Below are 12501 nucleotides of genomic sequence, written 5' to 3' on the forward strand. Positions count from 1 at the left end.
GGCGGGGGCGCGCTGGTGGTGGTCTCGGGGGTGGCCAGAGTGTCGGTGTCGGTGCGGGTCACCAGCACCGACACGGACACCACGAGCGCCACCGCCGCGACGATCGCCACCACACCGACCACCCAGGGCCACCGCGGCGGTGGTGGCGGCTCCCCCAGGTCGGAACCGGCTTCGTAGGCGTCGTAGTCGTAGAGCGNNGTAGAGCGAGGCGTCGGCGGGAACATACGGAGCGCTGACGAACTGCTCGGATTCCGGAGCCGAGTAGGCCCGTGAGTAGATGTCAGTCTGGCCGGTGTCGGGGTTGTCGGTACCGGCGCCGTCTCGAGTTGGTTCGTCCCCAGAGGGCTGGCCACCCGGCTCCTCACCTGGGAGATCCGAGCTGCCAGAGTCCCGCCCGGGAGGATTCGGCCCGCTCATCTTCGCTTTTCCTTCTCGCCTGTTCTCCGGCGCCGGTGGTGGCCGTCCACGGCTCACGGCGCCCCGGCAACACTACCGAACGGCGGCACGGCGACGAGCGACTCGGGGCGGTCGGCCGACGAAGTCATGCCCGGATTGTGACCTTGTCTTCCGACGCATGGCGCAACGCCCGAGCGGGTCAGTGCTTTTCGGGTCCCATGTGGTACTCGAACACCAAGCCGCTGACCGTGGCCAGGACGAAGCACACGCCCGCGACGATCAGCCACGGCAACCACATCGCCATCCCGACCGCGGTGATCGACGCTGACAGCGCGATCATCAACGGCCACCAGCTGTGCGGCGGGTAGAAGCCGAGCTCACCGGCACCGTCGGCGATCTCGGCGTCCTCGTAGTCCTCGGGCCGGGTGTCCAACCGGCGGGCGACGAACCGGAAGAACGTGCCGACGATGAGGCTCAGGCCCGTGGTGAGCACCAGGGCGGTCGTACCCGCCCATTCGATGCCACCCTGGGCGTACATCGCGGTCAGCACCCCGTACACCACGGAGGCCAACGCGAAGAACGCGGTGAGGAATTCGAACAACCTGGCTTCGATGTGCATGCGGTGCCCCTACCTGCCTGTCGCCTGCGGTGCCCCCGGCGCGAGCTCACCGCGCCGGGTGTCGAACGGTTCGGTGGTGGTGGCCAGCGGAGGCTGGTTGATGGCCTGCAGCGCTTCGGCATTGGTGGCGCCGGCCCTGCGCTGATCGAGGTAGGCCTTGAAGTCGTTGGGTTCGACCACCCGGACCTCGAAGTTCATCATCGAGTGATAGGTGCCGCACATCTCCGTGCAGCGGCCCACGAATGCGCCCGTGTCGTAGATCTCGCTGATCTGGAAGATGTTGTCGGAGTTGTTCTCCGCCGGGTTGGGCAGCACGTCGCGCTTGAACAGGAACTCCGGCACCCAGAAGCCGTGGATCACATCGGCCGAGGCCAGCTGGAACTCGATGCGCTTGCCGACCGGAAGAACCAGGATCGGAACCTCGTTGGACGTACCGATGGTTTCGACCTCGTCGAAGTTCAGGTAGGTCCGGTCTTCGGGGTTCTTGCCCGCGATGGTGCCGTACTCCTCGCCGCCGTGGCCGCCTTCGCCCTCGCCCTCGGGTTCGGCGTTGACGCCTTCGGGTCCGGACGCCATCAGGGTGCGGCGGTCGGGCTCGGCACCGTCGTAGGTGAGCGTCCCGTCGGCGAAGTTCACGCTCTGATAACCGAATTTCCAGTTCCACTGGAACGCGGTGACATCGATGACGACCTCGGGGTCGGGCTGCTTGTCGAGCATGCGCTCCTGCACGACCACCGTGAAGTAGAAGAGCACGGAGATGATCAGGAACGGAATGACGGTCAGCGTCAGCTCCAGCGGCATGTTGTAGCCGAACTGGCGGGGCAGCTCCGTGTCGTCCTTTTTCTTGCGGTGGAACGCCGTCGTCCAGAACAACAGGATGTAGACGATGACACCGACCACCAGAGCCGCGATCAGCGAGCCGATCCACAGCTCCCGGTTCAGGTGCGCCTCGGGGGTGATGCCGTTGGGCCAGCCCATGCCGAGCACCTCGGACCAGCTGCATCCGCTGACGACGACCGCTGTCCCCCCCAGGAGCAGGGACAATGCCACCAACTTAAGGCCGCGAGCGGACACGTTGGCGCCTCCTAGAAGTCGGTGGACCGTCGGGCGGTCCCACGGCTGCACTTGAATACTACGCAGCGTAGACCACCGCGCCGCAGGACACCGAAGCGACCGGGGATTGACGTGGTGTGGGCGCTGCGGCGAGTGCCGATACCAGGCGGATCGACGGGGTTAGGCATACTGGCGCGGTGTGCGGTCTGCTGGCTTTGGTGACAGATCCCGGCGCTGACTCTCTCCCGTCCCCCTCGACCGTCGACGCGGTTTCCGGCGCCACCGCCTTGATGCGCCACCGCGGTCCTGACGAGCCGGGCACGTGGAGTGACGACGCGCGGGTCGTATTGGGCTTCAACAGGCTCTCGATCATCGACATCGCCCATTCCCACCAGCCGCTGCGCTGGGGCCCCCCTGAGGCGCCCGACCGCTACGTGCTGGTGTTCAACGGCGAGATCTACAACTACCTCGAGCTGCGTCAAGCGCTGCGCGACGAGTACGGCGCGGAGTTCGCCACCGACGGTGACGGCGAGGCGATCGTGGCGGCCTACCACCACTGGGGCGCGGACGCGCTGGGCAAGCTGCGCGGCATGTTCGCGTTTGCGCTGTGGGACAGCGTCGAGCAGGAGTTGTTCTGCGCGCGGGACCCGTTCGGGATCAAGCCGATGTTCATGGCCAGCGGCCCCGGCGGCACCGTGGTGGGCAGCGAGAAGAAGTGTCTGGTCGAGGTCTGCGAGAAGATCGGGCGACTCGGCGTCGACCTGGGCATCGACGAGCGCGCCGTGCAGCACTACACCGTGTTGCAGTACGTACCCGAGCCCGAGACGCTGCATCGCGGCATCCGGCGGCTCGAATCGGGCAGCTGTGCGCGGATCCGCGCCGGCGGCGAACCCGAGGTGACGCGGTACTTCACCCCGCGCTTCTCGGCCGTGCCGGTTGCGTCGGGCTCCCGCGACGACGCACAGCACCGGTACGACGAGATCACCGCCGTGTTGGAAGACTCGGTGGCCAAGCACATGCGCGCGGACGTGACCGTGGGGGCGTTCCTGTCCGGTGGCATCGATTCCACGGCGATCGCCGCGCTTGCCATGCGGCACAACCCACGGCTGATCACGTTCACCACGGGCTTCGAACGGGAGGGGTTCTCGGAGGTCGACGTGGCGGTGGCCTCGGCCGAGGCCATCGGCGCCCGGCACGTGACCAAAGTGGTCAGCCAGGCCGAGTTCGTCGCCGCGCTGCCCGAGATCGTCTGGTATCTGGACGAGCCCGTTGCCGACCCCGCGTTGGTACCGCTGTACTTCATCGCCCGCGAGGCCCGTAAACACGTCAAAGTGGTGCTGTCCGGCGAGGGCGCCGACGAACTGTTCGGCGGCTACACGATCTACCGCGAGCCGTTGTCGCTGAAACCGTTCGATTTCCTGCCCAAGGGCGTGCGCAGATCGGTCGGCAAGATGGCCACTCCCCTGCCCGACGGGATGCGCGGCAAGAGCCTTCTGCATCGCGGCTCGCTGACACTGGAGGAGCGCTATTACGGCAACGCACGCAGCTTCTCCGACGCCCAGCTGCGTGCGGTGTTGCCGCGGTTCCGCGAAGACTGGGTGCACACCGACGTCACGGCACCGCTGTACGCGCAGTCGCAGGGCTGGGACCCGGTGGCGCGGATGCAGCACATCGACCTGTTCACCTGGTTGCGCGGCGACATCCTGGTCAAGGCCGACAAGATGACGATGGCCAACTCGCTGGAACTGCGGGTGCCGTTCCTCGACCCTGAGGTGTTCGCGGTGGCTTCCCGATTGCCCTACGACCAGAAGATCACCCGCGCCACGACGAAGTACGCGCTGCGCCGGGCGCTGGAGCCGATCGTGCCCGCCCACGTGCTCAATCGCCCCAAGCTCGGCTTCCCGGTACCGATCCGGCACTGGCTGCGCTCGGGTGAGCTGCTGGACTGGGCGCAGGCGATGGTCACCTCGTCAGGGGCGGGAGACCTGATCAGCCTGTCCGCGGTGCGCACATTGCTCGACGAACACCGAACCGGCGTCAGCGATCACAGCCGACGGCTGTGGACGGTGCTGATCTTCATGCTGTGGCACGCGATCTTCGTCGAGGGCAGCGTCACCCCGCAGATCAGCCGGCCGGATTACCCGGTGCAGCTCTAAGCGAGCGCCTGGGCTATCTCCTGGCCGGCCTCTGCGCCGTAGGCGTCGGAGAGGCGGCGCACGGCTGCCTCGCTGTCCCACGTCCATTCCTGCGGTCCGGGGGCCTCGAGCACCAACGTGGCCACCATCGAGGCGAGCTGTGCCGACCTCTCCAGGCTCAGGCCCGCGCTGCGCCCGGTCAGGAAGCCGGCCCGGAAGGCGTCCCCGATTCCGGTGGGATCCTCCTTGTGGGTTTCGGGCACCACGTCGACGTGCACGAAGGTGCCGTCACCGACGATGTCGACGCCCTTCTCCCCCAGGGTGGTGATGCGCATCTCGATCTGGCTCATCACCTCGGCCTCGGACCACTCGGACTTCTGCAGCAGCAGATCCCACTCGTAGTCGTTGGTGAACAGGTAGGTCGCGCCGTCGATGAGCCGGCGGATCTCGTCCTTGGACAGCCGGGCAAGCTGCTGCGACGGGTCCGCGGCGAAGGCCAGACCCAGCTTGCGGCACTCCTCGGTGTGCAGGAACATCGCTTCCGGATCGTTGGCGCCGACGATCACGAGATCCGGGGCGCCCGAGCCGTTGACCATGTCGCCCAGCTTGATGTTGCGGGCCTCGGACATCGCTCCCGGGTAGAACGACGCGATCTGGGCCATGGCCTCGTCGGTGGTGCAGACGAACCGCGCGGTGTAGGCGGACTCGGAGATCAGGACGTGGTCGCAGTTCACCCCGTGCGCGGTGAGCCACTGCCGGTAGTCGTCGAAGTCGGTGCCCGCCGCGCCGACCAGAGCCACGTCCCCACCCAGGACGCCGATGGCGAATGCCATGTTGCCGGCCACGCCGCCACGGTGCATGACCAGGTCGTCGACCAGAAAGCTCAGTGACACCTTCTGCAGGTGGTCAGCCAGAAGCTGTTCCGAGAACCGACCCGGGAATCGCATCAGATGGTCGGTCGCAATTGATCCGGTCACCGCAATGGTCACGCAGTTCACCCTTCTCCGAGAATCGTGTTTCACCCTACTGTCGGCCTCGCCGTGGGCGGCGGGCCGCACCGCCAGGTGCGCTAACCTGCATGTAGCTGCCTGCCTGGCCACTGTAGATGCCGCAGGGTTCCGCCGATCCCCCCGGGAGTGCCTCTATGACTGGTCCGTACCCGCCCCCTTACGGCACCGGACCGGTCGGCCCACCGCTCAATCAGCCGAATCAGCCGTACGGACCTCCACCGTATCCGCCGGTTACACAGCCCTACCCGGACGCCGGCATCGGCACGACGTATCCGGGGACGCTGCCGCCGCCCGTGAACTACCCGCGACGCGGCCGTCGGTGGCTCATCGGCGGCCTGGTGACTCTGGCAGTGCTTCTGGTGGGGGGGTTGATCGTCGGGGTGGCTCTGTCCGGCGGCGGTGACGAGCGGACGGCGACCGGAGCATTGACCGACGCGTCGGCACGAGCCGCCATCCAGGACTATCTCGACGCACTGTCGAACGGCGACGAGCAAACCGTCGCCCGGCACACGCTGTGCGGCTTGTACGACGCGGTGAAGGAGCGCCGTTCCGACCTCGCGCTGGCCGGTTTGACCAGCGACGCCTTCCGCAAGCAGTACAGCAGTGCCGAGGTGGTCTCGATCGACCAGATGGTGCAGTCTTCACCGACCCAGGCGCAGGTGCTGTTCACGATGCGGGTGTCCCCCGCCAGCGGATCAGCGCGCAACCCCGCACGGGACGGCGAGGAACAGGCCGTGGCCCAGCTGCTGTCCGTGGACGGCGAGGTTCTGGTGTGTTCCTACCTGCCGCGCACCGCGGGGCAGTACTGAGCCCGGAGCGGCAGACCGCTCAGTTGAACGAATCGCCGCAGGCGCACGACCCGGTGGCGTTCGGATTGTCGATCGTGAAGCCCTGCTTCTCGATGGTGTCGACGAAGTCGATGGAGGCGCCCGATACGTACGGGGCGCTCATCCGGTCGACGGTCAGCGCGACGCCGCCGAATTCGACGGTCAGGTCGCCGTCGAGGGTGCGGTCGTCGAAGAACAGGTTGTAGCGCAGGCCGGCGCACCCACCCGGCTGCACGGCGATGCGCAGCGCGAGGTCGTCGCGGCCCTCCTGGTCCAGCAGCGCCTTGGCCTTGGCCGCTGCGGCATCCGTCAGGATCACGCCGTGCTGGGCGTCGGTGGCTGTGCCCTCTTGGCTACCTGTCTGAACAGCCGAATCGTTCTGGACAGTCATGAAAACTCCTGTGTGGATGTACGTGGGTGGACCCCGTCACGCCTCGAGTGGGGCCACTCCGTCAACGGTACCTTGTCCGCCCGGTATTCCCCATCGATGGCGGTGGGTGGGTCAGTGATGCCGATCGGCGACGGCGGCGGCCAGGCTGGTCAGCTGGTTGGCCGCATCGTCGATTGCGCGCTGCACCGAGCCGGCGTGGTCGGTGAGCGAGAATGCCGCCGAGATCCCCGCCTTCCGCAGCGCGGCCTCGTCGAGCGTGACCTGGCCGGCCAGCACCAGCACCGGGATGTCACGGGCGGCGGCGCCGGCGGCCAGCGCGCTGACGACCTTTCCGTGCAGCGACTGGTCGTCGAAGCGACCTTCCCCGGTGATGACCACGCTCGCCTCCGCGATGTCGGCGGCCAGGCCGGTGTGCTCGGCGATGATCGCCGCGCCGGATTCGCGACGGCCGCCCAGCGCGATGAGCGCCGCGCCGAGCCCACCTGCGGCGCCCGCGCCCGGGTCGTCGCTGACGGTGCGCCCGGCCAGCGCATTCAACTCGTCGGCCCAGCTCGTCAGCCGTTCTTCCAGGGCCGCGACGGTGTCGGGGTCGGCGCCCTTCTGCGGACCGAAGACCGCCGCCGCACCCCTTGGTCCCAGCAGTGGGTGCTCGACGTCGCTGGCGACGATCAGTTCGACACCGTCGAGCAGGTCCCGGGCGGCGGTGAGGCCGCCGAGCGCATCGATCATTCCGCGTCCGCCGTCGGTGCTGCCGCTGCCGCCCAGGCCGACGACGATGCGACCGGCGCCCGCGTCACGGGCGGCGGCGATCAGCTGCCCCACCCCACGGGTGTGGGCGGCCACCGCGGTGTCCGGCGTCGGGGGTCCGCCGAGCAGCGCGAGTCCGCAGGCCTGAGCGCATTCGATGTAAGCGGTCACCGGACCGGACTCGTCGAGCACCCAGTGCGCCTCGACGTCGCCGGTCAGCGGACCGCTCACGGTGTCGGTGCGGACCCCGCCGAGGCGGCTGGCCAGGACTTCGACGAAGCCGGGTCCGCCGTCGGACTGCGGCGCCAGGATCAGACGGTCATCCGGGCGGCAGCGGCGCCACCCCGCGGCGATGGACTGCGCCGCCTGCACCGCGGTCAGGCTGTCGCCGAAACAGTCCGGGGCGATGAGCACGGTCAGCGGTTCGGTGTCAGGCGCGCGGGCGGTCACCCAGGGCAGACTATGGCGTCCCCGCGGCCGCCGCACTGCCGGGACGGGGATGCTGAGGCGGTGGTGCGAGAAGTAACCTGGGACCTGTGAAGCTGCTGGGCCGAAACAAGGATGACTCCGAGGGCGCTGGAGGCGCGGACGACTCGCGCAAGCAGGGCTCCTCGCTCGACGTCGACGCGACGTCCGCCGCCCGCGACACGCGGCCGGGCACCGCGCCGAAAGGCCGCCCGACGCCCAAACGCAACGAGGCGTCCCGCAGACGCGGTCCCGTGGCCCCGGCGCCCATGACGTCGGCCGAAGCGCGTCGGCGCCGCAAGGAACTGCGGGGCCCGAAGCTTTCCCGCGAGGAGCGCAAGGTCGAGAAGGCCGCCCGCCGCTCCGAGATGTCCGAGCGCCGCGAGCGCATGATGGCCGGTGAGGACGCGTATCTGCTGCCCCGTGACAAAGGCCCGGTGCGGCGCTACGTGCGCGATGTGGTCGACGCGCGGCGCAATCTGCTGGGGCTGTTCATGCCCTCGGCGCTCGGGCTGATCTTCGTCATGTTGGCGGTGCCGTCGGTGCAGGTTCAGCAGCTGCTCTCCCCGGCGATGCTGGTGTTGGTGTTCGTCATGGTGATCGACGGTTTCGTGCTGGGCCGCAAGGTCAACCGGATGGTGGACGAGAAGTTCCCGGACAACACCGAGACCGGGTGGAAGCTCGGGTTCTACGCCGCCAGCCGTGCGTCGCAGTTGCGCCGCATGCGCGCCCCCCGCCCGCAGGTCGAGCGCGGCGCCAGCGTCGGCTGACCTGTCTGTGGGCTACTTTCCGGCTGTTCCGGACCCCGATCCGGACGCCGCCTCTGCCGCGTCCGCGCGCCAGGCGACCCTGACCAAACCGACAGGTTCGTTGGGGCGTCTCGAAGAGTTGTCGATATGGGTGTCGGCATGCCAGTCGCAGTGTCCACCGCAGCAGTTCCAGCGGGCCCGGGTGGTGGTCTTCGCCGGTGACCATGGCGTGACCGCGGCCGGGGTGTCGGCCTATCCTCCCGAGGTCACGGCGGCGATGATGGCGAACTTCGTCGCCGGCGGCGCCGCGGTGAACGCGCTCGCCGAGGTGGCAGGCGCCGGCGTGCGCGTCGTCGACATCGCCGTCGACACTCCGGAGCCGCTGTCCGAGGAGATCGGCAGACACAAGATCCGGCGGTCGAGCGGCAACATCGCCGTCGAGGACGCACTGACCCCTGATGAGGTGGTCGGCTCGATCGAGGCGGGACGCCGCATCGCCGACGAGGAAGTCGACGCCGGTGCCGATCTGCTGATCGCCGGGGACATGGGTATCGGCAACACCACCGCGGCGACCACGCTGGTGGCCGCACTGACCGACACCGAACCCGTGGAAGTGGTCGGCCGCGGTACCGGCATCGACGACGCGGGCTGGGCCCGCAAGACCGCGGCGATTCGTGATGGGCTGTACAGGACCCGGCGCCTCTCGGCCGATCCCATTGCGCTGCTGCGTATCTGCGGTGGCGCCGATCTGGCGGCGATGACCGGTTTCTGCGCGCAGGCCGCGGTGCGGCGCACCCCGGTGCTGCTCGACGGCGCGGTGGTCACCGCGGCGGCACTGGCCGCCGAGCGGCTGGCCCCGGGTGCGCGGCAGTGGTGGCAGGCCGGGCATCGCTCCACCGAACCGGTCCATTCGCTGGCGCTTCGGAATCTCGAGCTCGACCCGATCGTCGACCTCGGTATGCGCCTCGGTGAGGGCTCCGGCGCGTTGGTGGCGCTGCCGGTGCTGCGCGCGGCGGTCGCGACCCTCGCCTCGATGGCCACCTTCAGCGAAGCCGGGGTCGCCGGGCGAAGCTCTGAGGACTAGTTGGTGATCCGTTCGCTGGCAGGGGCTTTCGCGTTCGCGACGGTGCTGCCGACACCGGCATCGCGCACCGCGCACGCCGGCCGCGGGGTGATGACCGCGCTGCCGGTGACCGGACTGGTCGTGGGTGGCGCCGCCGCGGGCGTGCTGTGGGCCGGTGAGTGGGCGTTCGGCGCCGGCAGCGCACTGGCCGGCGCGTTGACGGTGGTGACGCTGCTGTTGGTCACTCGTGGTCTGCACATCGACGGGCTGTCCGACACTGTGGACGCGTTGGGCTGCTACGGACCCGCCGAACGCGCGCTGGCGGTGATGCGCGACGGCTCGGCAGGACCGTTCGGCGCCGCCGCGGTGACGGCGACGCTGCTGGTGCAGGCACTGGCGTTCGCGCAGGCCGGCCCGCTTGCGGTCCTCGTGGCCGTGACCGCCGGCCGGGTGGCCGCCGTCGCCGCGTGCCGCCGCTCGGTGCCCGCGGCGGCGGGCAGCACCTTGGGCGCGTTGGTGGCCGGTTCGCAGCCGGGGTGGGTGGCGGGAGGATGGACCGCCGCGATCATCGCCGTGGCGGTGATCGCCGCCGACCGGCCGTGGCAGGGTCCGGCCGCCGTGGTCGTGGCGCTGGCGTGCAGTGTCGCGCTGGTGGCGCACTGCGTGCGGCGCTTCGGCGGCATCACCGGCGACGTGCTGGGCGCCGCGACGGAGCTGACCACCACAGTGGCAGCGGTGGGGATGGCGATCTGCGTCAACTGAGCTGTCGGCTCAGTTGAGCCGCGCCATCCAGCCATGGGTGTCGGCGAAGGTGCCGCGCTGGATTCCGGTCAGCGTGTCACGCAGCGCCATCGTGATCTCACCGGGTTCGCCGTCGGCGATGGTGAATTCACCCTCGGTGTGCTTGACGTGCGAGACCGGCGTGATGACGGCCGCGGTGCCGCACGCGAACACCTCGGTGATCTCGCCCGCCGCGGCCTTCTTCTGCCATTCGTCGACGTCGATCTTGCGTTCCTCGACGGTGAAGCCGGCGTCGGTGGCCAACTGCAGCAACGAATCCCGCGTGATACCCGGCAACAGCGAGCCGGACAGCTCCGGGGTCACCAGGCGAGCCGTACCGCCGCTGCCGAACACGAAGAACAGGTTCATCCCGCCCATCTCCTCGACGTAGCGGCGTTCGATGGCATCCAGCCACACGACCTGGTCGCATCCGTGCGCGGCGGCCTCGGCCTGCGCCAGCAGCGACGCGGCGTAGTTACCGCCGAACTTGGCCGCGCCGGTGCCACCCGGGGATGCCCGCACGTACTCGTGGGACAGCCACACGCTGACCGGCTTGATACCGCGGGGGAAGTAGGCGCCGGCCGGAGAGCCGATCACCAGGTAGCGGTATTCGTTGGCGGGGCGCACGCCGAGTCCGGGCTCGGTGGCGAAGATGAACGGCCGTAGGTACAGCGATTCCTCACCACCGGCGGGCGGCACCCAGCTGTCGTCGACGGCGATCAGTTGCCGCAGCGACTCGATGAACAACTCCTCCGGCAGCTCGGGGATGGCCAGCCGCCGCGACGAGGTGCGCAGCCGGGCGGCGTTGGCCTCCGGCCGGAACGAGACGATCGATCCGTCGGCCCAGCGGTAGGCCTTCAATCCCTCGAAGACCTCCTGCGCGTAGTGCAGGACGATCGCCGACGGGTCCAGCTCGATGGGCCCGTAGGGAAGCACGCGCGCGTCGTGCCAGCCGCGGCCGTCGGTGTAGTCGATCGAGACCATGTGGTCGGTGTGGAACCTGCCGAACCCCGGGTTCGCCAGAATCTCACCGCGTACCCCGTCGGTCGCCGGAGTCGCGTTGCGATCGACGGTGAACCCGAGGCCTTCAGTCATGAAAGCGATTGTATAACCGGCTGGCTAGCGGTTTTCAGGCTCCGTTCGCCCCGCCCGGCTACCGGGTGCGGGTGTCCACGAACGGCGGTTTGACCACTTCGCATTCGATGAGGCGGCCACGCACGTCGACCGCGACGTGGGCGCCGTCCTCGATGCCGGCGCCGGTGTCGATCAGCGCGAGCGCGATGCCGACCTTCAGTGACGGCGAGAAGGTTCCCGACGTGGTGGTCCCGATCCGGGCGGCGCCGTCCTGCGCCGACGCGAGCACCGCGAGGTCTCCCCGCAGCACGCCGCGGCCCACCGCCTTGAGTCCCCGCAGCGTGCGCCGTGGGCCGGCCTCTTTCTCGGCCAGCAGCGCGTCGCGTCCCCAGAAGCGGTCCTTCTTCCAGCCGACCGCCCAGCCGCAGCGGGCCTGCACCGGGGTGATGTCCAACGACAGCTCGTGGCCGTGCAACGGATAGCCCATCTCGGTGCGCAACGTGTCGCGGGCGCCCAGCCCGGCGAGCTGACCGCCGGCCGCACCGACGGCGTCGACGAGCGCATCGAACACCACCGCGGCCTGGTCCCAGGTCGGCAGCAACTCATAGCCGTGCTCCCCGGTGTATCCGGTGCGGCACACCCGCACGTCGACGCCGTGAAATGTCGCGTCGGCGTACCCCATGTAGTCCATGTCGGTGGGCAGCCCGAGCCCGCCGACGACGTCACCGGACTTCGGGCCCTGGACGGCCAGCACGGCACGGGAGCGGTGCTCGTCGGTGACCGTCACCCCGTCGGGGGCGTGGTCCTGCAGTGCGGCGACGACGCTGGCCGTGTTGGCCGCGTTGGGCACCAGGAAGATCTCGTCGTCGGAGACGTAGTAGGCGATCAGGTCGTCGATGACGCCGCCGGACTCGGTGCAACACAACGTGTACTGAGCCTTTCCCGGCCCGATCCGGCGGAGGTCGTTGGTGAGCGCGGAGTTGACGTATTCGGCCGCGCCGGGACCCTTGACCAGCGCCTTGCCGAGGTGGCTGACGTCGAATAGGCCCACCGCGGTGCGGGTGGCGGTGTGCTCGGCGACGGTGCCGGCGTAGGACACCGGCATCAGCCAGCCGCCGAATTCGGCGAAGCTCGCGCCGAGCTCGCGGTGTCGGTTCTCCAGGGGTCCGGCCAACAGGTTGTCGCTCACGCC

The 12501-nt window shown here is 69.2% G+C and carries 12 protein-coding genes and 1 pseudogene; 5 read left to right on the plus strand and 8 right to left on the minus strand.

Going from position 1 to position 12501, the window contains the following annotated elements; all coding sequences use genetic code 11:
* The 3 genes and pseudogenes from J3476_RS11895 to J3476_RS11905 form a co-directional block, all read right to left on the minus strand.
* Positions 1–417: pseudogene (locus J3476_RS11895) on the minus strand (hypothetical protein); the annotation flags it as partial.
* Between the two features lie 178 nt (positions 418–595).
* Positions 596–1015, minus strand: coding sequence for a cytochrome c oxidase subunit 4 (locus J3476_RS11900; protein ID WP_207066686.1), 420 nt, complete (start codon positions 1013–1015; stop codon positions 596–598).
* A 9-nt stretch (positions 1016–1024) separates the two neighbouring features.
* Complete coding sequence (locus tag J3476_RS11905) at positions 1025–2146, minus strand: cytochrome c oxidase subunit II (RefSeq protein WP_373889054.1); 1122 nt, start codon at positions 2144–2146, stop codon at positions 1025–1027.
* Positions 2147–2265: 119 nt separating this feature from the next.
* Here J3476_RS11905 and asnB point away from each other — a divergent pair, with 119 nt between their 5' ends.
* A complete protein-coding gene (gene asnB / locus J3476_RS11910) occupies positions 2266–4224 on the plus strand; it encodes an asparagine synthase (glutamine-hydrolyzing) (RefSeq protein WP_207066687.1) in 1959 nt (652 codons plus the stop codon).
* Here asnB and J3476_RS11915 read toward each other — a convergent pair.
* On the minus strand, positions 4221–5192 hold the full coding sequence (locus tag J3476_RS11915) for a carbohydrate kinase family protein (RefSeq protein ID WP_207066688.1): 972 nt from the start codon (positions 5190–5192) through the stop codon (positions 4221–4223). The genes asnB and J3476_RS11915 overlap by 4 nt on opposite strands.
* Positions 5193–5347: 155 nt before the next feature.
* Here J3476_RS11915 and J3476_RS11920 point away from each other — a divergent pair, with 155 nt between their 5' ends.
* Positions 5348–6022: a hypothetical protein gene (locus J3476_RS11920; RefSeq protein WP_207066689.1), complete on the plus strand. Its 675-nt coding sequence runs from the start codon at positions 5348–5350 to the stop codon at positions 6020–6022.
* Positions 6023–6041: 19 nt separating this feature from the next.
* On the opposite strand, the gene J3476_RS11925 is transcribed toward J3476_RS11920, so the two are convergent.
* On the minus strand, positions 6042–6431 hold the full coding sequence (locus tag J3476_RS11925; RefSeq protein WP_152517652.1) for an iron-sulfur cluster assembly accessory protein: 390 nt from the start codon (positions 6429–6431) through the stop codon (positions 6042–6044).
* A gap of 111 nt (positions 6432–6542) precedes the next feature.
* Entirely contained in the window at positions 6543–7628 is a 1086-nt protein-coding gene (locus J3476_RS11930) for a glycerate kinase (protein ID WP_286182933.1), read from the minus strand.
* 86 nt (positions 7629–7714) lie between these two features.
* Between J3476_RS11930 and J3476_RS11935 the strand changes: the two genes are divergently transcribed.
* Genes J3476_RS11935 through J3476_RS11945 form a run of 3 tightly spaced genes read left to right on the plus strand, consistent with a single transcriptional unit; the run spans position 7715 to position 10217 of the window.
* On the plus strand, positions 7715–8413 hold the full coding sequence (locus J3476_RS11935; RefSeq protein WP_207066690.1) for a DUF3043 domain-containing protein: 699 nt from the start codon (positions 7715–7717) through the stop codon (positions 8411–8413).
* Between the two features lie 7 nt (positions 8414–8420).
* Positions 8421–9476 (plus strand): nicotinate-nucleotide--dimethylbenzimidazole phosphoribosyltransferase, encoded by a 1056-nt coding sequence (cobT, locus tag J3476_RS11940; RefSeq protein WP_207066691.1) that lies wholly within the window; start codon positions 8421–8423, stop codon positions 9474–9476.
* A gap of 3 nt (positions 9477–9479) precedes the next feature.
* Positions 9480–10217, plus strand: coding sequence for an adenosylcobinamide-GDP ribazoletransferase (locus J3476_RS11945; RefSeq protein ID WP_207066692.1), 738 nt, complete (start codon positions 9480–9482; stop codon positions 10215–10217).
* Between the two features lie 9 nt (positions 10218–10226).
* Here J3476_RS11945 and J3476_RS11950 read toward each other — a convergent pair whose 3' ends face one another.
* Positions 10227–11330 carry a branched-chain amino acid aminotransferase gene (locus J3476_RS11950; protein WP_152517656.1) on the minus strand — a complete coding sequence of 368 codons (1104 nt, stop codon included), beginning with the start codon at positions 11328–11330 and terminating at the stop codon, positions 10227–10229.
* A gap of 58 nt (positions 11331–11388) precedes the next feature.
* A complete protein-coding gene (gene gcvT / locus J3476_RS11955; RefSeq protein WP_207066693.1) occupies positions 11389–12498 on the minus strand; it encodes a glycine cleavage system aminomethyltransferase GcvT in 1110 nt (369 codons plus the stop codon).
* Positions 12499–12501 lie beyond the last annotated feature (3 nt).

Origin of the sequence: Mycobacterium sp. PO1 (assembly GCF_017312405.1) — a bacterium.
Lineage (GTDB): Bacteria > Actinomycetota > Actinomycetes > Mycobacteriales > Mycobacteriaceae > Mycobacterium.